This is a genomic window from Enterobacter sp. V87_3 (assembly GCF_029967835.1).
GTDB classification, from domain to species: Bacteria; Pseudomonadota; Gammaproteobacteria; order Enterobacterales; family Enterobacteriaceae; genus Enterobacter; species Enterobacter cancerogenus.
Window position 1 is genome coordinate 16,432 of the sequence record NZ_JASCAM010000027.1, and the last position, 23,066, is coordinate 39,497.

22 protein-coding genes are annotated in these 23,066 nt (G+C 57.7%); 13 read left to right on the forward strand and 9 right to left on the reverse strand.

Going from position 1 to position 23,066, the window contains the following annotated elements:
* Positions 1-154: 154 nt before the first annotated feature.
* Genes phnL through phnP form a run of 5 tightly spaced genes read left to right on the forward strand, consistent with a single transcriptional unit; the run spans position 155 to position 3,711 of the window.
* Positions 155-835, forward strand: coding sequence for a phosphonate C-P lyase system protein PhnL (gene phnL, locus QLG21_RS16350; protein ID WP_282484804.1), 681 nt, complete (start codon positions 155-157; stop codon positions 833-835).
* Positions 832-1,968, forward strand: a complete 1,137-nt coding sequence (phnM, locus tag QLG21_RS16355) for an alpha-D-ribose 1-methylphosphonate 5-triphosphate diphosphatase (RefSeq protein WP_282484805.1) — start codon at positions 832-834, stop codon at positions 1,966-1,968. The genes phnL and phnM overlap by 4 nt, the downstream gene beginning before the upstream one ends.
* Positions 1,965-2,516, forward strand: a complete 552-nt coding sequence (phnN, locus tag QLG21_RS16360; protein WP_282484843.1) for a ribose 1,5-bisphosphokinase — start codon at positions 1,965-1,967, stop codon at positions 2,514-2,516. Before phnM ends, phnN begins: the two co-directional genes overlap by 4 nt.
* A complete protein-coding gene (phnO, locus tag QLG21_RS16365) occupies positions 2,509-2,943 on the forward strand; it encodes an aminoalkylphosphonate N-acetyltransferase (RefSeq protein ID WP_006177358.1) in 435 nt (144 codons plus the stop codon). The genes phnN and phnO overlap by 8 nt, the downstream gene beginning before the upstream one ends.
* Positions 2,944-2,952: 9 nt before the next feature.
* A complete protein-coding gene (gene phnP, locus QLG21_RS16370) occupies positions 2,953-3,711 on the forward strand; it encodes a phosphonate metabolism protein PhnP (protein WP_282484806.1) in 759 nt (252 codons plus the stop codon).
* A gap of 60 nt (positions 3,712-3,771) precedes the next feature.
* On the opposite strand, the gene yjdP is transcribed toward phnP, so the two are convergent.
* Positions 3,772-4,086, reverse strand: a complete 315-nt coding sequence (gene yjdP, locus QLG21_RS16375) for a DDRRRQL repeat protein YjdP (protein ID WP_063944864.1) — start codon at positions 4,084-4,086, stop codon at positions 3,772-3,774.
* 257 nt (positions 4,087-4,343) lie between these two features.
* Between yjdP and fdhF the strand changes: the two genes are divergently transcribed.
* From fdhF to QLG21_RS16390, 3 genes are all read left to right on the forward strand, one after another.
* The gene (gene fdhF / locus QLG21_RS16380; RefSeq protein ID WP_282484807.1) at positions 4,344-6,491 is read left to right on the forward strand and encodes a formate dehydrogenase subunit alpha; all 2,148 of its coding nucleotides are present in this window, start codon (positions 4,344-4,346) and stop codon (positions 6,489-6,491) included.
* Positions 6,492-6,814: 323 nt separating this feature from the next.
* Positions 6,815-6,967 (forward strand): Hok/Gef family protein, encoded by a 153-nt coding sequence (locus QLG21_RS16385; protein ID WP_006177364.1) that lies wholly within the window; start codon positions 6,815-6,817, stop codon positions 6,965-6,967.
* Positions 6,968-7,088: 121 nt separating this feature from the next.
* Complete coding sequence (locus tag QLG21_RS16390) at positions 7,089-7,763, forward strand: tetratricopeptide repeat protein (RefSeq protein WP_137903595.1); 675 nt, start codon at positions 7,089-7,091, stop codon at positions 7,761-7,763.
* Between the two features lie 77 nt (positions 7,764-7,840).
* Here QLG21_RS16390 and gltP read toward each other — a convergent pair whose 3' ends face one another.
* Positions 7,841-9,154, reverse strand: a complete 1,314-nt coding sequence (gene gltP, locus QLG21_RS16395; RefSeq protein WP_006177367.1) for a glutamate/aspartate:proton symporter GltP — start codon at positions 9,152-9,154, stop codon at positions 7,841-7,843.
* Positions 9,155-9,577: 423 nt separating this feature from the next.
* Here gltP and acs point away from each other — a divergent pair, with 423 nt between their 5' ends.
* From acs to actP, 3 genes are all read left to right on the forward strand, one after another.
* Entirely contained in the window at positions 9,578-11,536 is a 1,959-nt protein-coding gene (acs, locus tag QLG21_RS16400; protein WP_101736858.1) for an acetate--CoA ligase, read from the forward strand.
* A gap of 191 nt (positions 11,537-11,727) precedes the next feature.
* On the forward strand, positions 11,728-12,042 hold the full coding sequence (locus QLG21_RS16405) for a DUF485 domain-containing protein (protein WP_006177369.1): 315 nt from the start codon (positions 11,728-11,730) through the stop codon (positions 12,040-12,042).
* Positions 12,039-13,688 (forward strand): cation/acetate symporter ActP, encoded by a 1,650-nt coding sequence (gene actP, locus QLG21_RS16410; protein WP_137903594.1) that lies wholly within the window; start codon positions 12,039-12,041, stop codon positions 13,686-13,688. Before QLG21_RS16405 ends, actP begins: the two co-directional genes overlap by 4 nt.
* Before the next feature lie 30 nt (positions 13,689-13,718).
* Here the strand turns inward: actP and QLG21_RS16415 are convergent, their stop codons facing one another.
* Together QLG21_RS16415 and QLG21_RS16420 are read right to left on the reverse strand one after the other, a co-directional pair.
* A complete protein-coding gene (locus QLG21_RS16415) occupies positions 13,719-14,408 on the reverse strand; it encodes an LrgB family protein (protein WP_006177372.1) in 690 nt (229 codons plus the stop codon).
* On the reverse strand, positions 14,401-14,811 hold the full coding sequence (locus QLG21_RS16420; protein ID WP_282484808.1) for a CidA/LrgA family protein: 411 nt from the start codon (positions 14,809-14,811) through the stop codon (positions 14,401-14,403). Before QLG21_RS16420 ends, QLG21_RS16415 begins: the two co-directional genes overlap by 8 nt.
* 102 nt (positions 14,812-14,913) lie before the next feature.
* Here QLG21_RS16420 and QLG21_RS16425 point away from each other — a divergent pair, with 102 nt between their 5' ends.
* The gene (locus QLG21_RS16425) at positions 14,914-15,801 is read left to right on the forward strand and encodes a LysR family transcriptional regulator (RefSeq protein WP_137903593.1); all 888 of its coding nucleotides are present in this window, start codon (positions 14,914-14,916) and stop codon (positions 15,799-15,801) included.
* A gap of 74 nt (positions 15,802-15,875) precedes the next feature.
* Here QLG21_RS16425 and QLG21_RS16430 read toward each other — a convergent pair whose 3' ends face one another.
* From QLG21_RS16430 to soxR, 4 genes are all read right to left on the reverse strand, one after another.
* Positions 15,876-17,522 carry a Na+/H+ antiporter gene (locus QLG21_RS16430; RefSeq protein ID WP_137903592.1) on the reverse strand — a complete coding sequence of 549 codons (1,647 nt, stop codon included), beginning with the start codon at positions 17,520-17,522 and terminating at the stop codon, positions 15,876-15,878.
* 150 nt (positions 17,523-17,672) lie between these two features.
* The gene (gene ghxP, locus QLG21_RS16435; RefSeq protein ID WP_042321127.1) at positions 17,673-19,022 is read right to left on the reverse strand and encodes a guanine/hypoxanthine transporter GhxP; all 1,350 of its coding nucleotides are present in this window, start codon (positions 19,020-19,022) and stop codon (positions 17,673-17,675) included.
* A 296-nt stretch (positions 19,023-19,318) separates the two neighbouring features.
* On the reverse strand, positions 19,319-19,990 hold the full coding sequence (locus tag QLG21_RS16440; protein ID WP_202561523.1) for a glutathione S-transferase: 672 nt from the start codon (positions 19,988-19,990) through the stop codon (positions 19,319-19,321).
* Between the two features lie 366 nt (positions 19,991-20,356).
* A complete protein-coding gene (gene soxR, locus QLG21_RS16445; RefSeq protein WP_006177388.1) occupies positions 20,357-20,815 on the reverse strand; it encodes a redox-sensitive transcriptional activator SoxR in 459 nt (152 codons plus the stop codon).
* A 98-nt stretch (positions 20,816-20,913) separates the two neighbouring features.
* Here soxR and soxS point away from each other — a divergent pair, with 98 nt between their 5' ends.
* A complete protein-coding gene (soxS, locus tag QLG21_RS16450) occupies positions 20,914-21,240 on the forward strand; it encodes a superoxide response transcriptional regulator SoxS (RefSeq protein WP_013095071.1) in 327 nt (108 codons plus the stop codon).
* Positions 21,241-21,246: 6 nt separating this feature from the next.
* On the opposite strand, the gene QLG21_RS16455 is transcribed toward soxS, so the two are convergent.
* A complete protein-coding gene (locus QLG21_RS16455; protein ID WP_137903590.1) occupies positions 21,247-22,812 on the reverse strand; it encodes an EAL domain-containing protein in 1,566 nt (521 codons plus the stop codon).
* Positions 22,813-23,066 lie beyond the last annotated feature (254 nt).

Below are 23,066 nucleotides of genomic sequence, written 5' to 3' on the forward strand. Positions count from 1 at the left end.
GCGCTGCGCTTACCCGGCCTACGAACAGCCAAACAACACCACACCTGTAGGCCGGGTAAGGCGAAGCCGCCACCCGGCAAATGACCACCGCACCAGTATTACCTGTAGGCCGGGTAAGCAAAGCGCCACCCGGCAAAAATCCCGCGAGGCCAACATGATCCACGTTGAAAATGTCAGTAAAACCTTTGTGCTCCACCAGCAAAACGGCGTGCGCCTGCCGGTCCTGCAAAACGCCTCGCTTGAGGTCACCCGCGGCGAATGCGTGGTGCTGCACGGTCACTCCGGCAGCGGCAAATCCACCCTGCTGCGCTCCCTGTACGCTAACTACCTGCCGGACGAAGGCCATATTCGCATCCGTCATCACGACGAGTGGGTCGATCTGGTGCAAGCCCCGGCGCGCAAGGTTCTCGAAGTGCGTCGCTCGACGATCGGCTGGGTCAGCCAGTTCCTGCGGGTGATCCCCCGCGTCTCGGCCCTGGACGTGGTCATGCAGCCCCTGCTCGACCTCGGCATGCCGCGCGAGACCTGCGCCGCCAAAGCTGCCGACCTGCTGACGCGCCTGAACGTGCCGGAACGCCTGTGGCACCTCGCCCCGTCGACCTTTTCCGGCGGCGAGCAGCAGCGCGTTAACATCGCGCGCGGCTTTATCATCGACTACCCGATTCTCCTTCTCGACGAACCCACCGCTTCGCTGGACGAAAAAAACAGCGCGGCCGTGGTGGCGTTGATCGAACAGGCCAAAGCGCGCGGCGCGGCGATCGTCGGGATCTTCCACGACGAAGCCGTGCGCGCCCGCGTGGCGGACAGACTGCACCCGATGGGGACCCCTGCATGATTATCAATAACGTAAAGCTGGTGCTGGAAAATGAGGTGGTTGACGGCTCAATCGAGATCCAGGACGGCGTCATCCGCGCGTTCGCTGAAACCCAGAGCCGTGCGCCCGAGGCGATGGACGGCGACGGCGGCTGGCTGCTGCCGGGGCTGATCGAACTGCATACCGATAACCTGGACAAATTCTTCACCCCACGTCCGAAGGTCGACTGGCCCGCCCATTCAGCGATGAGCAGCCACGACGCGCTGATGGTCGCCAGCGGCATCACCACCGTGCTGGACGCGGTAGCCATCGGCGACGTGCGCGACGGCGGCGACCGCCTTGAGAATCTGGAGAAGATGATTAACGCCGTGGAAGAGACGCAGAAACGCGGCCTGAACCGCGCCGAGCATCGCCTGCATCTGCGCTGCGAACTGCCGCACCACACCACCCTGCCGCTGTTTGAAAAGCTGGTGGAGCGCGAGCCGGTTTCACTGGTCTCCCTGATGGATCACTCGCCTGGCCAGCGCCAGTTCGCCAACATTGAAAAATATCGCGAGTACTACCAGGGCAAATACTCCCTGAACAACGAGGAGATGGCCCGTTATGAAGAGGAGCAGCTGGCGCTGGCCGCGCAGTGGTCGCAGCCCAACCGCCTCGCCATTGCCGCGATGTGCCGGGCGCGCAGCATCGCCCTCGCGAGCCACGATGACGCCACGCACGATCATGTCTTCGAATCCCACCAGCTTGGCAGCGTTATCGCCGAATTTCCTACCACGTTCGAAGCAGCAGACGCCTCACGCAGGCACGGCATGAACGTGCTGATGGGCGCACCCAACATCGTGCGCGGCGGTTCCCACTCCGGCAACGTGGCGGCAAGCAAGCTCGCCTCGCTCGGCCTGCTGGATATTCTCTCCTCTGACTATTACCCGGCAAGCCTGCTGGACGCTGCCTTCCGCGTGGCGGATGACGATGACAACCGTTTCACCCTGCCACAGGCGATCCGTCTGGTGACCAAAAACCCGGCATCGGCGCTGAATCTTCACGATCGCGGCGAGATTGCCGAAGGCAAACGGGCAGACCTGGTGCTGGCACACCGCAAGGGCGAGCACGTTCATATCGACCACGTCTGGCGTCAGGGAAAACGGGTGTTCTGATGGGAAAATTGATCTGGTTGATGGGGCCATCCGGCTCCGGTAAGGACAGCCTGCTGTCGGCCCTGCGCGAGCGCGAGCATGCGCAGCTGCTGGTCGCGCATCGCTATATTACCCGCCCGGCCCATGCCGGGAGTGAGAACCACATTGCGCTAAGCGAGCAGGAGTTTTTCACCCGCGCCGGGCAAAACCTGCTGGCGCTGAGCTGGCACGCCAACGGCCTGTACTACGGCGTCGGTATTGAGATCGACCTGTGGCTGCATGTCGGTTTCGACGTGCTGGTTAACGGCTCGCGCGCCCATCTGCCGCAGGCGCGCGCCCGCTATGCGGCGGCGCTGCTGCCGGTCTGCCTGGAGGTGTCGCCCGAGGTGTTGCGCCATCGCCTGCACGCCCGGGGCCGCGAATCGGCCCGCGAAATCGATCAGCGGCTCGAACGGGCGGCGCGTTATACCCCGTCGGCGTGTCATATCCTCAATAACGATGGAAGTTTGCTACAGTCAGTCGAGACCTTTTTATCACTTATCCGCCAGAAGGAGAATCAGCATGCCTGACTGCCCGCTTCGCCCCGCCACCCCCGACGACGCGCAAATCGTCTATTCCCTGATCTGCGAGCTTAAGCAGGCAGAATTCGACCATCAGGCGTTTCACGCAGGCTATCTTGCCAACCTGCAGGACCACAATATGCGCTACCAGCTTGCCGAACTGGACGGGCAGGTTATCGGCATGATCGGCCTGCATATGCAGTTTCACCTGCATCACGCCAGATGGATCGGCGAGATCCAGGAGCTGGTGGTGATGCCGCAGGCGCGTGGGTTAAAAGTGGGCAGCCAACTGCTGGCGTGGGCGGAGGAGGTCGCGCGCCAGGCAGGTGCCGAGCTGACGGAGCTGTCCACCAGCGTGAAGCGCGTGGATGCGCACCGCTTTTATCTTCGCGAAGGCTACACGCAAAGCCATTTCAGGTTCACCAAACCGCTGTAAAGGTACGTTATGAGTCTGACGATTACGTTAACGGGCACGGGCGGCGCTCAGCTGGTGCCGGTATTTGGCTGCGACTGCCCGGCCTGCCGCCGGGCGCGGTTGCAGGAAAATCATCGCCGTCGTCCCTGCAGCGCGGCGGTCAAATTCAATGACGCGGTGACCCTGCTGGATGCGGGCATTCCACACCTGATGGACGACTGGCCGGCTGGCAGCTTCCAGCAGTTTTTACTGACGCATTACCATATGGATCATGTTCAGGGATTGTTTCCCCTGCGCTGGGGCGTGGGCGCGACAATCCCGGTGTACGGTCCGCCTGACGAGGCGGGCTGCGATGATCTGTTCAAACACCCCGGCATTCTCGATTTCAGCCATAGGGTCGAGCCCTTTGTCGTCTTCGAACTTCAGGGTATGCGTGTCACGCCGCTGCCGCTTAACCACTCAAAGCTGACCTTTGGCTACCTGCTGGAAAGCGCTCACAGCCGCGTGGCCTGGCTGTCCGACACCGCCGGTCTGCCGGAGAAAACGGTCAAGTTCCTGCTCAACAACCGGCCACAGGCGATGATCATCGACTGTAGTCATGAACCACGCGCCGAAACGCCGCGCAACCATTGCGATCTCAACACGGTCATCGCCCTGAACAAGGTGATTAGATGCCCGCAGGTGATCCTGACGCATATCAGCCATCAGTTTGACGTCTGGATGATGGATAACCCGCTACCGGAAGGGTTTGAAGCGGGCTATGACGGGATGGTGCTGGCGCTGGACTAGCCGGTTTTCTCCCTCTCCCTGTGGGAGAGGGCCGGGGTGAGGGCATCAGGCCGCACGGTATCACCTATCGTAATCATCCTCTAACCGCCGCTCATCTTCCTCTAACTGCCGTCGATCGTCGTCGAGCTGGCGCTGACGTTCATCCAGGCGACGGCGTCTGTCCTCAAGCTGCCTGCGGCGATCGTCATACTGGCGGCTGTCCGTACGGCGACGATCGTCATACCGATCATCATCATCGCTACGGCTGCTGCCGGGGTTATAGGCGTCGTTAATCGCCTGCTGGATGTTGCCAATGGCATCATCAATCACATCAGCATGAACCTGGCCGGTCAGCGTCAGCAGGCCAAATAACAGAGCGGTAGAGTAACGTTTCATAAAGCCAGTCTCGCAGCGGTTGAGCTGGCTTTACGGTAATGAACGTCCCGGGAGCGAGGTAGCGGAGAAATCTCAAATTATCCTCGCCTGCTTTGTCACATCCACGGCCCGTTCGACACGTCAATTTTGACGATTGGCCGCTTTTCGTCAGGGTTCTGACGACACATCGCCCGTAGCGTCAGGCAATACCCACATCAAAAACATGGCATAGAAGCTGCATAGTCACTGCGAAAGAATTGACTAACGGGAGCAGACTGATGAAAAAAGTCGTCACGGTGTGTCCTTATTGTGCCTCAGGTTGCAAGATCCACCTGGTGGTCGATAACGGCAAAATCGTCCGGGCGGAGGCAGCACAGGGGAAAACCAACCAGGGGACGCTGTGCCTGAAAGGCTACTATGGCTGGGATTTTATTAACGATACCCAGATCCTTACCCCGCGCCTGAAAACCCCCATGATCCGCCGCGAGCGCGGTGGCAGGCTGGAATCCGTCTCCTGGGACGAGGCGCTGGACTACGTCGCCACGCGCCTGAGCGCCATCAAAGCCAAGTACGGTCCGGATGCCATTCAGACCACCGGCTCGTCGCGCGGGACAGGGAATGAAACCAACTATGTGATGCAAAAATTCGCACGCGCCGTTATTGGTACCAATAACGTCGACTGCTGCGCGCGCGTTTGACACGGCCCATCGGTTGCAGGTCTGCACCAGTCGGTCGGTAACGGCGCAATGAGTAATGCGATTAACGAAATAGATAACACCGATCTGGTGTTTATCTTTGGCTATAACCCGGCGGATTCTCACCCTATCGTCGCCAATCACGTGATTAACGCGAAGCGCAACGGGGCAAAAATCATCGTCTGCGATCCGCGTAAAATCGAAACTGCACGCATCGCGGATATGCACATCGCGCTGAAAAACGGCTCGAATATCGCGCTGCTGAATGCGATGGGGCACGTCATCATTGAGGAAAATCTCTACGACCAGGCGTTTGTCGCCAGCCGTACAGAGGGCTTTGAAGAGTACCGGAAAATTGTCGAAGGCTATACGCCAGAGTCGGTTGAAGCGATAACCGGCGTCAGCGCGCAGGAAATTCGCCAGGCCGCGCGGATGTACGCGGGGGCAAAAACCGCAGCTATCCTGTGGGGCATGGGCGTTACCCAGTTCTATCAGGGCGTGGAAACCGTGCGTTCGCTGACCAGCCTCGCGATGCTGACCGGCAACCTCGGCAAAGCGCACGTCGGCGTAAACCCGGTGCGTGGGCAGAACAACGTGCAGGGCGCGTGTGATATGGGAGCGCTGCCGGATACCTATCCGGGCTATCAGTACGTGAAAGACCCGGAAAACCGCGCGAAGTTTGCGAAGGCCTGGGGCGTGAAGAGCCTGCCTGAGCACACCGGCTATCGCATCAGCGAGCTGCCGCACCGCGCGGCGCACGGCGAAGTGCGCGCGGCCTATATTATGGGCGAAGATCCGCTCCAGACCGACGCCGAGCTGTCCGCAGTGCGCAAAGGGTTTGAGGATCTTGAGCTGGTGATTGTGCAGGACATCTTTATGACCAAAACGGCGGCCGCGGCGGATGTGATTTTACCGTCGACCTCCTGGGGCGAGCATGAAGGTGTCTACACCGCAGCGGATCGCGGCTTCCAGCGCTTCTTCAAAGCGGTAGAGCCAAAGTGGGACCTGAAAACGGACTGGCAGATCATCAGCGAAATTGCCACCCGCATGGGTTATCCAATGCACTACAACAACACGCAGGAGATCTGGGACGAGCTGCGAAATCTGTGTCCGGACTTCACCGGTGCCACCTATGAAAAAATGGGTGAGCTGGGGTATATCCAGTGGCCGTGCCGCGATGAGTCAGACGCCGATCAGGGCACGTCGTATCTCTTTGAAGAGAAGTTCGACACCCCGAACGGGCTGGCGCAGTTCTTCACCTGCGACTGGGTCGCGCCTGTCGATAAACTCACCGACGAGTATCCGATGGTGCTCTCCACGGTGCGTGAGGTGGGCCACTACTCCTGCCGTTCAATGACCGGCAACTGTGCTGCGCTCGCCGCGCTGGCAGATGAGCCCGGCTATGCGCAGATCAACACTGCCGACGCCGAGCGTCTGGGCATTGAAGATGAAGCGCTGGTGTGGGTAAGCTCGCGTAAGGGGCGGATTATTACTCGTGCGCAGGTCAGCGACAGGCCGAACAAAGGGGCGGTCTATATGACCTACCAGTGGTGGATCGGCGCCTGTAACGAGCTGGTGACGGAGAACCTCAGCCCGATAACCAAAACACCGGAGTATAAATACTGCGCCGTACGCGTAGATCCCATTGCCGATCAGCACGCCGCTGAACGCTATGTGATTGACGAATATACGAAGCTGAAAGCCCGGCTGCGCGAAAGCGCGATGGGGTGAAGCCGTTAATTAAACGGTGAATAAAGGGGATGATATATTCATCCCCTTTTTATATTTAAATATACTCATTATATTTAAATATATTTATCCCGGAAGGCGTCTCGCAAAATAATGTAATTTGCGCCAAAAAGAATTACATCTTTGCATTTTAATTCATAGGGATAAGATAGGCGGCGGGTGCTTAAGACTTTCTGTCTTGAGCATTGTTGAGGGACAGAAAGTGGAGAGCCCCGGGAAATTTGCATTTACCCGAGGCTACCCTCCCCAACTACCAACAAGTTGAGGGTAGCCTCTTATTCTTTTTTTGACAAGGAGTAAAAGGCATGACGCCATTAAAAGCTGCGTTAGGCATTGTTTCAATTATTTGCCTGACTATAGTGATATTCGCCTTTATTAATCGCGGCAAGTTATGCGAACTCACAATAAAGAGTGAACATCAGGAGGTGGCGGCGAAATTAGCCTGTATTTCAGGCTAACCTCATCGGGCGGAACAGCCGTTCCGCCCGGCTTGTAGGATGCTGAGGTCTTAATGCACCCGTTTTTTTCTTTTGTGACCGCGATTATACTGCGCGCTATGTACCTTACTGATAAGAATCCATGAAACCCATTTTACTGTTGTTGCTTGTATTTACCTCGCTTGCCCATGCCGATGAGATTGGCAGTCAGTACAGGCAGCAGGCCGACGCGGGCGACGCGCGCGCCCAGTATTATCTGGCCGACACCTGGTTCAGTTCCGGCGACAGCAAACAGGCGGCGCTGTGGGCTGAAAAAGCGGCAAAAGGTGGCGACGTCGACGCCATGGGGCTGCTGTCACAGATCCATTTTTCCCAGGGGGACTACGCTCAGGCCAAAGCCCTGGCGCAGCAGGCCACCATCGCGGGCAGTAAACGCGGTGCGATTATGCTGGCGCGTCTGCTGGTGAACACCCAGGCGGGTAAACCCGATTATCCGCAGGCGATTCAGCTTCTGGAGGGTGCTACCGGAGATATAGAAAGCGATTCGGCCGTTGATGCGCAAATGCTGCTGGGGCTGATTTATGCCAACGGCGTTGAGGTGGCGCAGGATGACGTAAAAGCGGCCTCCTGGTTTAAGCGCAGCTCCTCGCTGTCGCGGACGGGTTACGCTGAGTACTGGGCGGGAATGCTGTTCCAGCAGGGCGAAAAAGGCTTTATCACGCCAAACAAACAGAAGGCGCTGTACTGGTTAAACCTGAGCTGTACTGAAGGGTTTGATACGGGATGCGAGGAGTTTGATGCATTGAGCGGGGAGTAAGTGCCGGGGGGCGGCTTCGCCTTACCCGGCCAACAAATCCGTAGGCCCGGTAGCGCAGCGCCACCGGGCTTAGGATGTTACTGATCTGCCGTCTTATCAAATCGACCCAGCACATCGCGTTCATACGCCAGCGCTTTCTTACGGTCAAACTTGTGTTCCCACTTGGCGATCACCAGCACCGCCAGCGCATTACCCACCACGTTCAGCGCGGTACGCGCCATGTCGAGGATACGGTCGACGCCGGCAATAAACGCCAGGCCTTCCAGCGGAATACCGACGCTGCCCAGCGTCGCCAGCAGCACCACAAACGACACGCCCGGCACACCGGCGATACCTTTTGAGGTGACCATTAAGGTCAGCACCAGCACGATTTCCTGCCACAGGGAGAGGTCAATCCCGTACAGCTGCGCGATAAAGATTGCCGCAATACTTTGATAGAGCGTTGAGCCGTCGAGGTTAAAGGAGTAACCGGTCGGCACCACAAAGCTGGTAATAGACGCCGGGGCACCGTAGGCCTCCATCTTCTCAATAATACGCGGCAGCACGCTTTCAGAGCTGGCCGTAGAGTACGCCAGAATCAGCTCGTCTTTCAGGATACGGATCAGGATCCAGATGCTCAGCCCGCACAGGCGCGCCACGAGGCCCAGCACCACCAGCGCGAAGAACAGGATCGCGAAGTGCACCAGAATCACCAGCTTCGCCAGCGGCCACAGTGAGGCGAAGCCGAAGTTCGCCACGGTCACGGCGATCAGCGCAAATACCCCGACCGGCGCATAGCGCATCACCATGTGGGTCACTTTGAACATGGTTTCAGAGATAGAGCGGAAGACGGTCACCAGCGGTTCACGATGGGTCGCAGGCAGGGAAGAAAGCCCCAGACCAAACAATACCGAGAAGAAGATAATCGGCAACATCTCGCCCTTCGCCATAGACGCCACGATGTTGGTTGGCACCAGCGACAGAATAGTGCCCATCAGCCCATGGGCATGGCTCTGCACATCAGCGGTTGTACTTTGGTATTTCGAAATATCCACCGTCGCCAGTTGCGACATATCAATCCCGGAGCCGGGCTGAAACACGTTCGCCAGGGTGATACCCAGAATAATGGCGACCGTCGTGATCACTTCGAAATAGATGATGGTTTTAGCGCCGATACGACCCAGCTGCTTCGCATCACCCACGCCTGCAATACCGACCACCAGCGTCGAGATCACAATCGGGACGACAATCATCTTGATCAGATGAATAAATATATCGCCTGCCGGAGAGAGCAGGTTCGCAATCAGCCACTCGCGGCTGTCGCTATGATAATGGAGGTAACTGCCCAGTAAGATGCCCAGCACAAGGGCCAGCAGGATCTGCCAGGCCAGGCTGACTTTCAAATTTTTCATAAAAACAGACTTCCTCAATGAAATCTCCACTCCATCAGAACTGCATGAAAATGGGGACATACTGAAAGGGTATGAATTGTGTTGCGTTGGTTTATGGGATTTTTTAACGCGCCGTATGAGTATCATTTGCACGGCATGCTGCGCAAGCCTTAAAGAACGAGGCTTTTCACTACAAAAAGAGTCTGTGACGCGAATTTGTAATAATTCTTATAAATAACCTTTTGTTATAAAAACGCTTTTTTCCAACTAAATGTGAATAATCTTTCGCGTAAATTATTTCCCTTCAAAGTGTCATTCGCTCATTTTTCAACCGGGTCAGACAATGCGTGATCTGCCGCCCAAATCCTAAACAAAGCTTGTAAAGCCCCTACTCTTAACGTTTTTGCGACATATTATTAACATCTTACAAGGAGAAAAAAAGCCATGAGCCAAGTACACAAACACGACATTCCCGCAAACATTGCGGACCGTTGCCTGATAAGCCCCGAGCAGTACCACGAGAAGTATCAGCAATCCATCACCAGCCCGGATGCGTTCTGGGGTGAGCAGGGTCATATTCTTGACTGGATCACGCCCTATCAGAAGGTGAAAAACACCTCCTTCGCGCCGGATAACGTCTCCATTAAATGGTATGAAGACGGCACGCTAAACCTGGCGGCAAACTGCCTGGATCGCCACCTTGCCGAGCGCGGCAATGAAACGGCCATCATCTGGGAAGGCGACGACGCTTCTCAGAGTAAACACATTACCTATAAAGAACTGCACCGCGACGTGTGCCGCTTTGCCAACGTGCTGCTGGATCAGGGCATCAAAAAAGGCGACGTTGTGGCGATTTATATGCCTATGGTCCCGGAAGCGGCCGTGGCGATGCTGGCCTGCGCGCGTATCGGCGCGATCCACTCCGTTATCTTCGGCGGCTTTTCGCCTGAAGCGGTGGCCGGGCGCATCATCGACTCCAGCTCTAAGCTTGTGATCACCGCCGATGAAGGCGTACGCGCCGGGCGCGGCATTCCGCTGAAGAAAAACGTCGATGAGGCGCTGAAAAACCCGAACGTAAAAACCATCAGCAACGTTATCGTATTTAAACGTACCGGCGGCAACATCGACTGGCACGAAGGACGCGACCTGTGGTGGAGCGACCTGATGGCGAACGCCAGCGACCAGCATCAGCCAGAAGAGATGAACGCCGAAGATCCGCTGTTTATCCTTTATACCTCCGGGTCGACCGGCAAGCCGAAGGGCGTGCTGCACACCACCGGGGGCTATCTGGTTTACGCGGCAACCACCTTCAAATATGTGTTCGATTACCATCCGGGCGACATTTACTGGTGTACCGCCGACGTAGGCTGGGTCACCGGCCACAGCTACCTGCTGTACGGCCCACTGGCCTGCGGGGCCACCACCCTGATGTTCGAGGGCGTGCCAAACTGGCCGACCCCGGCGCGCATGTGCCAGGTGGTCGACAAACATCAGGTTAACATTCTCTATACCGCCCCTACGGCGATCCGCGCCCTGATGGCGGAAGGGGATAAGGCGATTGAAGGCACCGACCGCTCTTCGCTGCGCATTCTGGGTTCTGTGGGCGAGCCGATTAACCCGGAAGCCTGGGAGTGGTACTGGAAGAAGATCGGCAACGAGAAATGCCCGGTGATGGATACCTGGTGGCAGACCGAAACCGGCGGCTTCATGATCACTCCGCTGCCGGGAGCCACGCCGCTGAAAGCGGGGTCGGCAACGCGTCCGTTCTTCGGCGTGCAGCCGGCGCTGGTGGATAACGAAGGTAACCCGCTTGAGGGCGCCACCGAGGGCAACCTGGTGATCACCGATTCCTGGCCTGGCCAGGCCCGCACCCTGTTTGGCGATCATGAGCGCTTCGAGCAGACCTACTTCTCCACCTTTAAAAACATGTATTTCAGCGGCGACGGCGCACGGCGTGACGAAGACGGTTACTACTGGATCACCGGGCGCGTGGATGACGTGCTGAACGTCTCCGGCCACCGTCTGGGCACGGCGGAAATAGAATCCGCGCTGGTATCCCATCCGAAAATTGCTGAAGCCGCAGTTGTCGGGATCCCGCACAACATTAAGGGCCAGGCGATTTATGCCTACGTCACGCTGAACCACGGCGAAGAACCGTCGCCAGAGCTGTATGCCGAGGTGCGCAACTGGGTGCGTAAAGAGATTGGCCCGCTTGCCACGCCGGATGTTCTGCACTGGACCGACTCGCTGCCGAAAACCCGCTCCGGCAAGATCATGCGCCGTATTCTGCGCAAAATCGCGGCGGGCGATACCAGCAACCTCGGCGATACCTCAACGCTTGCCGATCCTGGCGTGGTGGACAAACTGCTCGAAGAGAAGCAGGCCATCGCAATGCCTTCGTAGCCCCTCACCCTACCCCTCTCCCCATAGGGGAGAGGGAATAAAAACAACCCTCCCCAAAGGATTTCGCGTTGCAGGAAGGCGGCAAGCGAGAACATCCCCAGGAGCATAGTTCACTATGTGACTGGGGTGGTCGAGTGCGGCCAACGCACCTGCGGCGCGAAAGACGAAGGGGGACCTTTGGAGACTCTGTGATGAATAACGATATTTGTCAGCAGATAGAGAACAGTGCGCACTACAGGGAGCTCGTCGAAAAACGGCAACGGTTTGCCTTCTTACTTTCCATCATCATGCTGATTATCTACGTCGGCTTTATCTTACTGATCGCCTTTGCCCCGCACTGGCTCGGCACGCCGCTGCACGCGGGCACCAGCGTCACGCGCGGCATTCCGATTGGTATCGGCGTGATTGTCATTTCGTTTGTCCTGACCGGCGTGTACGTCTGGCGCGCGAACGGGGAATTCGATCGTCTTAACAAGGCCGTTCTGCGCGAGGTAAAAGCATCATGAAGCGAGTCCTGACAGCGCTTGCCGCCACACTTCCCTTTGCAGCCCAGGCTGCGGATGCCCTGACCGGCGACGTGCAGCGCCAGCCGACCAACTGGCAGGCGATCATCATGTTCCTGATTTTCGTGCTACTGACCCTGTACATCACCTACTGGGCGTCGAAGCGCGTGCGCTCGCGTAACGATTACTACACCGCGGGCGGCAACATTACCGGTTTTCAGAACGGGCTGGCGATTGCGGGTGACTTTATGTCTGCCGCGTCGTTCCTTGGCATTTCTGCCCTGGTTTACACCTCCGGCTATGACGGCCTGATTTACTCCCTCGGCTTCCTCGTCGGCTGGCCGATCATTCTGTTCCTGATTGCCGAGCGTTTGCGTAACCTCGGGCGCTACACCTTCGCCGACGTGGCATCCTATCGCCTGAAACAGGGGCCAATTCGCACCCTCTCCGCCTGCGGCTCGCTGGTGGTCGTGGCGCTGTACCTGATTGCGCAGATGGTTGGCGCAGGCAAACTGATTGAACTGCTGTTCGGCCTGAACTACCACGTTGCGGTGGTGCTGGTCGGCGTGCTGATGGTGATGTACGTCCTGTTTGGCGGCATGCTCGCCACGACATGGGTGCAGATCATCAAAGCGGTGCTGCTGCTGTTCGGCGCGAGCTTTATGGCCTTTATGGTGATGAAGCACGTCGGTTTCAGCTTCAATAACCTGTTCACCGAAGCGATGGCGGTGCACCCGAAAGGGGAAGCGATCATGAGCCCGGGCGGCCTGGTGAAAGACCCTATCTCTGCCCTTTCGCTCGGCCTCGGGTTGATGTTCGGTACGGCGGGCCTGCCGCACATCCTGATGCGCTTCTTCACGGTGGCAGACGCGCGTGAAGCGCGTAAGAGCGTCTTCTACGCCACCGGGTTTATGGGCTACTTCTATATCCTGACCTTTATCATCGGCTTTGGCGCCATCATGCTGGTGGGGGCGAATCCGGCGTTCAAGGACGCGGCGGGCGCGCTGATTGGCGGTAACAACATGGCGGCAGTGCATCTGGCCGACGCGGTGGGCGGTAACCTGTTCCTCGGCTTTATCTCCGCCGTGGCCTTTGCCACCATCCTGGCGGTGGTCGCCGGGCTGACGCTGGCCGGGGCATCGGCGGTTTCGCACGATCTCTATGCCAACGTGATCCGCAAAGGGGCAAGCGAACGCGACGAGCTGAAAGTGTCCAAAATCACCGTGCTGGTACTGGGCGTGGTGGCGATCCTGCTGGGGATTTTGTTCGAGAAACAGAACATCGCCTTTATGGTGGGGCTGGCCTTCTCAATTGCGGCAAGCTGTAACTTCCCAATCATTCTGCTCTCCATGTACTGGTCGAAGCTGACCACCCGTGGGGCAATGATTGGCGGCTGGCTGGGGCTGCTGACGGCGGTGATTTTGATGATCCTCGGCCCGACGATTTGGGTGCAGATCCTTGGTCACGAAAGCGCCATCTTCCCGTATGAATATCCGGCGCTGTTCTCTATCGCCGTGGCGTTTATCGGTATCTGGTTCTTCTCGGCGACGGACAACTCACCGGAGGGCAACCTGGAACGCGAGAAATTCCGCGCCCAGTTTATCCGCTCACAAACCGGCCTGGGTGTAGAACAGGGCCGCGCGCACTAAGCCTCCCTCCCCGGCCGCAGGGCCGGGGAGTTAAAACATCACCCACGCCACAAGCGGCGCGATCAGCACCATCACCACGCCCGAAAGCATCATCACCAGGCTTGCCACAACGCCCTCCTGCTGACCCAGCTCATACGACCGCGCCGTGCCCGCACCGTGCGACGCCGCACCAAACCCTGCCCCTTTGGCCATCCCTTCCCGGATGGAAAGACGCAAAAACAGCATATCGCCAACCGCCATGCCAAACACGCCCGTGACGACCACAAACAGCGCCACCAGATCCGGCTGGCCGCCGAGCGGTTTCGCCGCCGCCAGCGCAAACGGCGTGGTGACCGAGCGCACGGCCAGGCTGCGCTGGATCTCATCGGAGAGGGTAAACAGCCGCGCCAGCCAGACGGAGCTGCACACTGCCACCACCGTGGCGGTCATCACCCCCGCGCTCAGCGACATCCAGTGGCGTTTGATGATCGCGAGGTTGTCGTACACCGGCACCGCAAAGGCGATGGTCGCCGGGCCGAGCAGCCACAGCAGCCAGTGGGATTCGCCGATGTAGTTCTGCCAGGAGATATGCCCGAACACCAGCATCAGCACCAGCAGGATCGGCGTGAACACCAGCGGCATCAGCGGCAGCGCGTGAAAACGACGATACAGCCGCTTGTTGGCAAAATAGATAACCAGGGTAGCCACCAGGCACAAAACGCTGATCTGAAAATTAGTCATGCTTCTGCCTGCTGATTTCAAAGCGGTACACTTTATCCACCACCCACGCGGTAGCACCCAGCACCATCAGCGTGCTCAGGGCGATGACCGCAAAAATACGCCAGCCGTCGACCATCAGCAGCTGCGCGTAGTTCACCACCGCCACCACTGCCGGCACAAAGAACAGCAGCATTTCCGCCAGCAGCCAGCGCGCTCCGGCGCGCACCCAGCTCAGGGGAAGTATGCGGCAGAGAATGAGCGTCAGCATCAGCACCATCCCTACCAGATTGGCGGGCAGCGGCAGATGCAGCCAGCCGACAAGATATTCAGCAAAAACAAAGAGTCCGGCATAAAGCAGTACCTGAACCGGTACCTGGAGTCGTTGTACAACGGCAGGCGTAACACGGCTTAACGCCACGGCCATGGGTGATTTCCTCAAAAATGAGACGGAGCGCCAGTATAGTGAGCGCACGCCCCGGGCAGAAATGAATTAAAATCATCGAAGGTATAGTTCCGAGGAATAATCATGGACATAAGAACGCTGCGCTATTTTGTCGAAGTGGTTCGCCAGCAAAGTTTTACCCGCGCAGCGGAGAAGTTATTTGTCACCCAGCCCACCATCAGCAAGATGCTAAAAAACCTTGAAGATGAACTGAACTGTACCCTGCTTATCCGCGACGGGCGCAAGCTTCTGCTGACCGACACCGGGCGCGTGGTGTTTGAGCGCGGGCTGGCGATCCTCGCGGAGTTCCGCCAGCTGGAAGCGGAGCTGGGAGATATCAATCACCTGACGAAGGGGCTGCTGCGCCTGGGCATTCCGCCGATGGTCGGCATGATGATGGCCGGGCCCATCAGCCTGTTTCGCCAACGCTACCCCGGCGTGGAGCTTAAAATTTCCGAGTTTGGCGGCCTGACGGTGCAGCAGGCCGTGACCAACGGCGAACTGGACGTGGCGATGACGGCGCTGCCGGTTGAGGAGGAGAGCGGTCTGGCGACGCTGCCCCTGTTCAGCCATCCGCTGTGCGTGCTGGTGCCGCGTTCCGGTGAATGGCTGCACATCGACTCGGTGAAACCCGAGCAGCTCGGCGAGCATCCGCTTTTGATCTACAACGAAGATTTCGCGCTCAGCCGCCAACTGATGGCGCTGTTTCAGCAGCATAACGTCAAGCCGCGCATCGCGGTGCGCAGCGGCCAGTGGGACTTTCTGGCAGCGATGGTGCAGGCGGGCGTGGGGATTGCGATCCTGCCACAGCCCATTTGCGAACGGCTGGATAAAAACACCCTGCGCTGGATCCCGCTGGAGAGCGAGCTGCACTGGCAGCTGGGCATGATTTGGCGCGAAGGGGTCTATTTGTCGCACAGCGCGCAGGCGTGGCTGAAATGCTGCGAGGGGTTTTGGATGCCGCCTGAATAGCCGGGTGGCGGCTTCGCCTTACCCGGCCTACAGGACTTGTAGGCCCGGTAAGCGCAGCGCCACCGGGCAAAACGCTACTGATTCTCTATCAACAGCGCTTCCAGCAGGTCCAGATCGTGCAGCAGCTTTTGCAGCGTCTCGTTGCTGATCTGGCGCGTGGCGCGCAGGTGATACAGCTCGGCGCGCTCGGAGCGCAGCGCCGCCAGGCGGAACCGGCGCTCCAGGTTCTCTTCCTGCAGCGAGCTTTCCACGTCGTTACGTCCGTCCGCACGGCGGCGCAAATTACCGATCACGCGGGAACTCACCTCGGTCAGCAGCTGGTTATCAATGTTCTCTTCGCTGTCTGCGGCAAGGCGCTCCTCCATCTTCTGGATCGCCACAATCGCCACTTCGGCGGTGGCCGCCCGGGCAATCCGCTCCTCTTTGTGCTGCTGGCCAGAGTCACCGACATCAATATGCTGGAGCAGCATCGGCAGCATGATCACCCCGACAAACAGCGAGAACAGGATCACGCCCGCCGCCAGGAAGACCAGCTCGTAACGCGCCGGGAAGACGTCGCCCGTGGGCAGCAGCAGCGGAATGGAGAGCACACCGGCGAGGGTAATCGCCCCGCGCACGCCCGCAAAGGAGGCGATCAGCAGCTCGCGGGTGGACCATGAACCGAACTCCATCGGCTTTTTCTTCAGGAAGCGCATGCTGAAGTTCTTCATCGTCCACAGCCAGCCGAAACGCACCAGCATCAGCGCCAGATAGATCAGCACGATATCGGTGAACAGCATCCAGGTTTCGACGTTAGGGTCAGCTTCTGCCGCCACCAGCGACGACTCCAGAATGCCCGGCAGCTGCAGGCCCAACAGCAGAAACACCATGCCGTTAAAGACAAATTCCAGCATCGCCCAGGTGCTGTTGGCGCGCAGACGCATCGCCAGCGGCGCGCGGCGCATCACGCCGGAGCGGGTGATGGTCATCCCCGCCGCAACCGCCGCCAGAATGCCCGACACGCCAATGTGTTCGGCAATCAGGTAAGAGGCAAACGGCAGCAGGAACAGCAGCACGATCTGGGTGGCCGGCTCATCGCCGCCCCAGCGGCTGAGGAAGCGCAGCGAACGACCATACAGCCAGCTCACCACGAAGCCCGCCAGAATACCGCCGATCGCCACCTTAAAGAATTCCATGGTCGCGCCGCCCACGGTGAAGACCATCGTCCCCATCGCGACCGCCACGGCAAACTTCAGAGCGACCAGGCCAGAGGCGTCGTTCATCAGCGCCTCGCCTTGCAAAATGCCCATGATTTTCTTCGGAATACGGCCTTCGCCGACAATGCCGGACAGCGCCACGGCATCGGTTGGTGAGAGCACGGCCGCCAGCGCAAAGGCCGGAATAAGCGGAATGCCCGGCACGGTCCAGTAGATCAGGTAGCCAATCCCGACCACGGTGACCACCACCAGCGCCAGCGCCAGGCCGAAGATCTCTCGCCCATGCTCAAGGAATTCGCGGGTCGGCGTTTTCCAGCCATCGGCGAACAGCAGCGGCGGAATAAACAGCACGAGGAACAGCTCGGGGTCGAACTCGACGTGCAGGCCAAACGTCGGCCACGCCAGCAGCGCGCCGATAGCAATTTGCATAAGTGGAAGCGGTAGCTGGAAGGGCAGTACGCGTGTGACCACCCCCGATAACGAAACCACCAGGATCATGATGAGTATTGTGAAGAAGATTTCCATGCGTTCCCTGTTTGCTGTGTTGCTTATGTACTTCAAAAGGCGTCGTGCCTTTCAGTCTATCCTCTCCAGAGTAACGCAAAAGGCAACGAGATGAGTTCTGAAAATAAAAACGGGCGGCCTGAGCCACCCGTTTTCGCAGGAAAAGACAAATCAGATGGCCCAGCCGCCCGCGTAGAACGCCACCAGCGCGATGGCGATCACCACGGTGCCGATGTTCAGCTTGCGCCACTCGCCGGAAACCAGGCGACCAATGACCAGCGACGCGAAGCCGATCATGATGCCGGTCACGATGTTGCAGGTCAGCACGATGAACACCGCGGTAATAAGGCCTGACATGGCATCCACGAAATCGGCAAAGTCGATTTTCGCCACGTTGCTCAGCATCAGCAGACCGACGTACATCAGCGCCGGTGCGGTTGCGTAAGCAGGCACCAGGTAGGAGAGCGGAGAGAGGAACAGGATCAGCAGGAACAGCACGCCCACGGTGATCGCCGTCAGGCCGGTTTTACCGCCTGCCGCCGTGCCCGCTGCGGACTCAATGTACACCGCTGCCGGGGCCGCCCCTACCAGGCCGGAGAAGACGCTGCTCAAAGAGTCAGTCGTCAGCGCTTTGCCGCCATCAATAATCTGGCCGTCTTTATCCAGCAGGTTCGCCTGACCGGCGACCGCGCGGATGGTCCCGGTGGCATCAAACACCGCCGTCATCACCAGCGCCAGCACGCTTGGCAGGATCACCGGGTTCAGTGCGCCCACGATATCCAGGCTGCCAATCAGGGAGTTGCCGTTGTCATCGCTCAGCGACGGCATGGCAAAAATGCCGGAGAAGTGCACGGTCGGGTCGAAGATCAGGCCAACAATGGACACACCGATAATGGTCAGCAGAATGCCGCCAGGCACTTTCAGTTTTTCCAGACCAATAATCACCGCCAGCCCCACCAGGGACATGATCACCGGGAAGCTGGCGAAGTTGCCCAGCGCAACCGGCAGGCCGTCCAGCGGGTTCTTGATCACCAGGCCAACGCCGTTTGCGGCAATCAGCAGCAGGAACAGGCCGATACCGATACCGGTGCCGTGCGCCACGCCCTGCGGCAGGTTGCGCAAAATCCAGCTACGAATACCGGTTGCGGAGATAATGGTAAACAGCACGCCCATCAGGAACACGGCGCCGAGGGCGACCGGTACGCTAATGTGTTGACCCAGCACCAGGCTGAACGCGGTAAAGGCGGTCAGCGAGATGGCGCAGCCGATAGCCAGCGGCAGGTTCGCCCACAGGCCCATGACGATAGAACCAACGCCCGCCACGAGGCAGGTGGCAACAAAGACAGCCGCAGGCGGGAAGCCCGCCTTGCCCAGCATGCCCGGCACAACGATGACGGAGTAAACCATCGCCAGAAACGTGGTCAGACCGGCAACGACTTCCTGACGCACGGTGCTGCCGCGCGCAGAAATTTTAAACATGGCGTCAAGCGAACCGCCGGTACGCGCAGATGGCGTAGACATAGAAAACATCCCCTGAGAATTTTTTTAGATCGCCTGCAAACGTGGTGGAGACTCCACTGCCAGCTAAACGTCAAATCCTTGTGCTACGTTTGCGACGAAAGGGGCGTCACAAAAAAAGCAAACGTTTAGCTCCGCGCTTACAAAACGGGTGGTCAATTTAAGGCAAACGATTATCTAGCCTAATCCCCGCCCTTTTCAACTGAACTTTCTCGTTTTGGACTAATTTTCGCGTATGTCGCCGAAGAAATAAGCAGAGGATGCGCAAACGTTACCGTGGATGCGCATTTTCGTAACAGTTACGCGTCACCGGGAAGGGTCAGCGGCCCGCCTTTTTCGAGGGTTCTCTGCCAGGCCGGGAGGTTCTCAACTTTTGCTTTCCATGCGCGGGTGTGCGGCAGGTTTTCAATGCCGCCTCGCGACAGCAGGGCGAAAATCGGGAAGCTCATCTGAATATCGGCCATGCTCAGCGTCTCCCCGGCAAACCAACTGTGTTGCGCAAGATGGGATTCGATAAAGCGCGCGTGGGTTTCCAGCTGGCGGTTGAGATAGGCTTTTTGTACCCCCTGCCCCAGCGCTTTACCCAGCGTTCGCAGGCCAAACGGTACCGGCGGTTTGCCGAGGCTGTTGAAAACCAGCTTCATCAGGAGCAGCGGCATCAGCGAGCCTTCGGCATAATGCAGCCAGAAGCGGTACTGCACCTTGTCGGCGGCATCCTGCGGCTTGAGCCGGGCATCGGCATCGTAGGTTTCCTGCAGGTATTCGAGGATCGCGCCGGATTCCGCCAGGATCAGGCCGTTATCTTCCAGCACCGGCGATTTCCCCAGCGGGTGCACTTTTTTGAGCGACTCGGGTGCCAGCATCGTCTTTTCACGCTGGTAGTGAACAATCTCATAGGGCAGAGAAAGTTCTTCAAGCGCCCAGATGACCCGATGTGAACGCGACTGGTTAAGATGGTGGACCTTTAGCATCGTCTTCTCCTGTGAATGATCACTTTTAACTATAGAAAATCGAACAACATCGCGAAAAAAATTCGGCTAAAAAGCGTTCAGCTGCGCTGGCGAAATAGCCGGGCCTGGGTAGAATTAAAGTGTCAGCACAAACCGGAACCTCACCCAACTTGCTCGACACGAGGGGTGCTGATGTCGGGGGAAACCCTCCTGTGAACCAGCGGGATAGAGAGAAAGACAAAGACCGGGAATAAACTAAAGCGCCCTCCTGTGGCGCTTTAGTTTTTTTATGCGTGCGGGAATTTGCCGGGTGGTGGTTGCGGGATTAAGGATTGCGGGCAAAACGCAGGCCGGGTAAGCGAAGCGCCACCCGGCGAACGCACGCATTCACTCCTCCTCCAGCAATCGCGCCCCTGTGCCCTGCTCGCCCAGCCTGTCGCCAGGGTTACGCAACGGGCAATCGCTGCGCGACAGACACCCGCAGCCAATGCACCCGTCCAGTTCATCGCGCAGGGCCACCAGGGTGTGGATGCGCCGGTCAAGCTCCTCCCGCCACTGGGATGACAGCTCCTTCCACTCTTTTGGGCTAAGGGAGTGGCCTTCCGGCAACACGCCAAAGGCATCGCCGATGGTCGCCAGGGGGATGCCGATGCGTTGCGCTATTTTGATAATCGCCACATAGCGCAGCACGTCGCGAGTGTAGCGCCGCTGGTTACCCGCATTGCGGATGCTTTTAATTAACCCTTTGCTTTCATAGAAGTGCAGCGCCGATACCGCCACGCCGCTTCGCTTAGCCACTTCTCCGGGGGTTAACAACGCTTTTATTCGCGGCAATCTCTTTTCCATAAAACCTCTTTACCTCAAGTTAACTTGAGGAATTATACTCCCCCGCAGAGAAAACGACGAATTAACCGAGATAGATGTATCTACAGAGGGGCAACCTTATGTCGCATCAGCAAATTATTCAGACACTTATTGAATGGATTGATGAACATATCGACCAACCGTTGAACATTGATGTGGTCGCCAAGAAGTCGGGCTATTCAAAATGGTACTTACAGAGAATGTTCCGCACCGTCATGCACCAGACGCTGGGTGAGTACATCCGCCAGCGCAGATTACTGCTGGCGGCGCAGGCGCTACGCTCTACGCAGCGGCCCATTTTTGATATCGCGATGGATCTGGGATACGTGTCGCAGCAGACCTTTTCCCGCGTCTTCCGCCGCGAATTTGACCGCACGCCGAGCGATTATCGCCACCAGCTGAACTAAGGCGTGTTAGCCCAGAGGTTGCTGCTGCCAGGAGATAAACTCCTGCGGCGGCATCGCTTTCGCGAAGTGCCATCCCTGACAGTACTGCACGCCGCGCTTTAACAGCCAGCTCACCTGCTCGGCCGTCTCCACCCCTTCCGCAATGGTTTTCAGACGCAGGCTCTGCGCCATTTCGATGATGTGCTCGGCAATCAGGTGGCTGGTGCTGTTGGTGGCTAAGGTATCGATAAAGGATTTATCAATTTTCAGAATATCGACGTTCAGGGAATAGAGGTTGTGCAGGTTGGAATAGCCGGTGCCGAAATCATCGATCGCCACCTCATAGCCCGCCTGGCGGAAGGCCTGGATCACCGGCGTGGTTTTCGGCACATCGATAAACCCGCGTTCTGTCACCTCGATTTTGATCTGCTGCGCGCGCACGGCGAAGTATCTGGCCTTGTCAGAGATCATGGCGATCAGCCGCGAGGAGTGGAAGTCCGATGCCGAAAGGTTAATCGAGATATACAGCTGCGGATGGTTGGCCAGGTAGTGTCCGAGATCGCTAAAGACCTCTTCCACGACGTAGTCCGTGATGCGTTCGATCATCCCCTCTTTTTCAGCCAGCGGGATAAACTCTGCCGGGCTCATCACCTGCCCGTTAAATCCCGGCCAGCGCAGCAGCGCCTCTGCACCGACGCACTGATTATTTTTAATATCGATAATCGGCTGGTAGTGCACGCAAAGCTGGCGTTTATTCAGCGCCCGATGGAGTAACCGCCCCGGAGAGTTGAATTCACGGTGGGTACGCGACCAGACCAGTAGAATAATCAGGCTGCAGATCATGCCCAGCGGCAGCGTCAGGGTTGCCTGGTGATAAAGCGTTTCATAAAAGCGGGCAGTGGATGTTGACACAATCGCCGCAATAGGTCGTTTTTCAGATTTGACGATCGTATAGAAGCGGTCATCTTTTTGAAATGCCGATTCCTTATCGCCAATCACCGAGTTTAATAATGAAATATCCGCTTTTGCGCTGACGGAAAATAATGCATTGGTGACCGTGTCATACATCCCCCACAACAATGAATGGTCAGACGACATCACTTCGCTGTAAAAAAGCGGATTGACCACCACCACATAATTTCCCCGCTGCATATACGTCATTTTATAGCCCGGAAAAAAGGGCGTATCGCGATAATAATAGATAGCGACGTCGGGTTTACGGATGAAATTGGCGGTGGGGATAGCGTAAGGCTGGTCTGGGGTTAATACGGTCGAACAGAGAAAATTTTGCCCCTCGGCATAAATTAAATCGGCGACGAACAGGCGGGCGCGAACAACATTCAACATATATTGACGATGCGCAGGGGTACACCGCTCTCCCTGATATTTTTCGGCATCGTCCCGGGTTAAATCCACCTGTTGAATCACCAGCTCGGTTTTATCCAGCGCCAGTTCGGCAAAGGTGCGCAGCTGGCTGGTGGTCTCCGACACGGCTCTGAGCTGGGCAAACCATAGCGCAAGCATCACCGGCAGCATAACTACCATGATGATCCCTACCACCCTGAGCATCTTGCGCCGCGCGCTACGATTCATTTCCCGCCCTATATCCCTGCATGTTGTACGCCTGTAGTACTGAAGGCCGGATGCTTTGACAAACAGGTGATTACGTTGCATGAATCATGCGAAGTTAGCAACTGACTTTTCGTATTAAAAATCTTAAAAATCGTTATGACGATAATATTTTCCCGTAAGCCAAACTGAAGGAATTCGTTCCGTTTCAATTAAGGAAAATAATTATCCACCAAAAGCGGGACGTTTAAGATAACACAGCCGGGGATCGTTGATTA

Excerpts from the sequence above, each read along its gene's own strand:
- phnP (WP_282484806.1), top strand. The coding sequence starts at position 2,953 with ATGAGTCTGACGATTACGTTAACGGGCACGGGCGGCGCTCAGCTGGTG.
- soxS (WP_013095071.1), top strand. The coding sequence starts at position 20,914 with ATGTCGCATCAGCAAATTATTCAGACACTTATTGAATGGATTGATGAA.
- QLG21_RS16385 (WP_006177364.1), top strand. The coding sequence starts at position 6,815 with ATGACGCCATTAAAAGCTGCGTTAGGCATTGTTTCAATTATTTGCCTG.
- QLG21_RS16405 (WP_006177369.1), top strand. The coding sequence starts at position 11,728 with ATGAATAACGATATTTGTCAGCAGATAGAGAACAGTGCGCACTACAGG.
- soxR (WP_006177388.1), bottom strand. The coding sequence starts at position 20,815 with ATGGAAAAGAGATTGCCGCGAATAAAAGCGTTGTTAACCCCCGGAGAA.
- ghxP (WP_042321127.1), bottom strand. The coding sequence starts at position 19,022 with ATGTCTACGCCATCTGCGCGTACCGGCGGTTCGCTTGACGCCATGTTT.
- acs (WP_101736858.1), top strand. The coding sequence starts at position 9,578 with ATGAGCCAAGTACACAAACACGACATTCCCGCAAACATTGCGGACCGT.
- yjdP (WP_063944864.1), bottom strand. The coding sequence starts at position 4,086 with ATGAAACGTTACTCTACCGCTCTGTTATTTGGCCTGCTGACGCTGACC.
- gltP (WP_006177367.1), bottom strand. The coding sequence starts at position 9,154 with ATGAAAAATTTGAAAGTCAGCCTGGCCTGGCAGATCCTGCTGGCCCTT.
- QLG21_RS16415 (WP_006177372.1), bottom strand. The coding sequence starts at position 14,408 with ATGACTAATTTTCAGATCAGCGTTTTGTGCCTGGTGGCTACCCTGGTT.
- QLG21_RS16455 (WP_137903590.1), bottom strand. The coding sequence starts at position 22,812 with ATGAATCGTAGCGCGCGGCGCAAGATGCTCAGGGTGGTAGGGATCATC.
- QLG21_RS16425 (WP_137903593.1), top strand. The coding sequence starts at position 14,914 with ATGGACATAAGAACGCTGCGCTATTTTGTCGAAGTGGTTCGCCAGCAA.
- QLG21_RS16390 (WP_137903595.1), top strand. The coding sequence starts at position 7,089 with ATGAAACCCATTTTACTGTTGTTGCTTGTATTTACCTCGCTTGCCCAT.
- actP (WP_137903594.1), top strand. The coding sequence starts at position 12,039 with ATGAAGCGAGTCCTGACAGCGCTTGCCGCCACACTTCCCTTTGCAGCC.
- QLG21_RS16430 (WP_137903592.1), bottom strand. The coding sequence starts at position 17,522 with ATGGAAATCTTCTTCACAATACTCATCATGATCCTGGTGGTTTCGTTA.
- QLG21_RS16440 (WP_202561523.1), bottom strand. The coding sequence starts at position 19,990 with ATGCTAAAGGTCCACCATCTTAACCAGTCGCGTTCACATCGGGTCATC.
- phnL (WP_282484804.1), top strand. The coding sequence starts at position 155 with ATGATCCACGTTGAAAATGTCAGTAAAACCTTTGTGCTCCACCAGCAA.
- phnO (WP_006177358.1), top strand. The coding sequence starts at position 2,509 with ATGCCTGACTGCCCGCTTCGCCCCGCCACCCCCGACGACGCGCAAATC.
- QLG21_RS16420 (WP_282484808.1), bottom strand. The coding sequence starts at position 14,811 with ATGGCCGTGGCGTTAAGCCGTGTTACGCCTGCCGTTGTACAACGACTC.
- phnM (WP_282484805.1), top strand. The coding sequence starts at position 832 with ATGATTATCAATAACGTAAAGCTGGTGCTGGAAAATGAGGTGGTTGAC.